Origin of the sequence: Pseudonocardia yuanmonensis, from assembly GCF_039542425.1 — a bacterium.
Lineage (GTDB): Bacteria > Actinomycetota > Actinomycetes > Mycobacteriales > Pseudonocardiaceae > Pseudonocardia > Pseudonocardia yuanmonensis.
In genome coordinates this window covers 1-1,555 of the sequence record NZ_BAABIC010000057.1, presented here as the reverse complement: position 1 = coordinate 1,555, position 1,555 = coordinate 1, and the positions used below count along the sequence as shown (strand labels likewise).

The following is a 1,555-nucleotide window of genomic DNA, read 5'->3' as shown; positions in this document are numbered from 1 at the left end:
GGCGAGGACCTCTTCCATCCCGCCGGTGGACAGCCGGTGCCCGGCGACGTTGATGACGTCGTCGGTGCGGCCCATCACGAACACGTAGCCGTCGGAGTCGATCCGGCCGCCGTCGCCGGTGAGGTAGTAGCCCTCGAACGCCGACATGTACGACTTGACGAACCGCTCGTCGTCGTTCCACAGGGTCGGGAAGGCGCCCGGTGGCAGCGGGAGCTTGGCGACGATCGCCCCGTCCTTGCCGGCCGGGACCCGGCGGCCGTCGGTGTCGAGGATCTGGATGTCCCAGCCGGGCAGCGGCCGGGTCGGCGAGCCGGGCTTGATCTCCAGCAGCTCGATGCCGGCCGGGTTGGCCACGATCGGCCAGCCGGTCTCGGTCTGCCACCAATGGTCGATCACCGGGATCTCCAGCAGCTCGGAGGCCCAGCGGTAGGTCTCCGGGTCCAGCCGCTCCCCGGCCAGGAACAGGTACTTCAGGCCGGACAGGTCGTACTTGCGGGGGTACTCGCCGTTCGGGTCCTCCTTCTTCAGGGCCCGGAACGCGGTCGGCGCGGTGAACATGCTGCGCACGCCGTACTCGGACATCACCCGCCAGAACTGCCCGGCGTCCGGGGTGCCGACCGGCTTGCCCTCGTAGAGGATCGTGGTCGCCCCGGCCAGCAGCGGCGCGTAGACGATGTAGGAGTGCCCGACGACCCAGCCGACGTCGGACGCGGTGAAGATCGTCTGACCGGCCGAGACGTCGTACACGTTCGGCATGCTCCACGCGAGCGCGGTGGCGTAGCCGCCGCCGTCGCGGACCACGCCCTTGGGCTTCCCGGTGGTCCCGGAGGTGTAGAGGATGTAGAGCGGGTCGGTCGAGCGCACCGGCACCGGGTCGGCCGGGGAGGCCTTCGCGACCGCGTCGGCCCAGTCGACGTCGGTGTCGCCCATGGCCGCCTCGGCCTGCGGGCGCTGCAGGACGACCTGCTTGTCCGGCTTGTGCGCGGAGAGCTCGATGGCGCGGTCCAGCAGCGGCTTGTACTCGATCACCCGCTTGCCCTCGATCCCGCACGAGGCGGAGACGACGACCTTCGGCGCGGCGTCGTCGATGCGGACCGCGAGCTCCTTGGCCGCGAACCCGCCGAACACCACCGAGTGCACGGCGCCCAGCCGCGCACAGGCCAGCATCGCGATCGCGGCCTCGGGAACCATCGGCATGTAGACCACCACCCGGTCCCCGGGCCCGACGCCCAGCTCGCGCAGCACCCCGGCGAAGATGGCGACCTCGTCGCGCAGCTGGGCGTAGGTGTAGGTCCGCTTGGTGTCGGTGACCGGGGAGTCGTAGATCAGCGCGGCCTGCTCGCCCCGCCCGGCGTCGACGTGCCGGTCCAGCGCATTGTGCGCGACGTTGAGCTCCCCGTCCGGGAACCAGCGGTAGAACGGCGGGTTGGAGTCGTCCAGGGCCCTCGTCGGCGCCTTGTGCCAGTCGAGCGCCTCCGCCGCCCGCAACCAGAACCCCTCCCGGTCCTCCACGCTGGCCCGGAAAACGTCCTCGTACGCGCCCACACCGGCCTCC

1 protein-coding gene is annotated in these 1,555 nt (G+C 71.2%); it reads right to left on the bottom strand.

The window, feature by feature from the left end; genetic code table 11:
- A partial coding sequence (locus ABD990_RS34065; RefSeq protein ID WP_345384931.1) for an AMP-binding protein occupies positions 1 to 1,545 on the bottom strand: 1,545 nt, incomplete at its 3' end.
- Positions 1,546 to 1,555 lie beyond the last annotated feature (10 nt).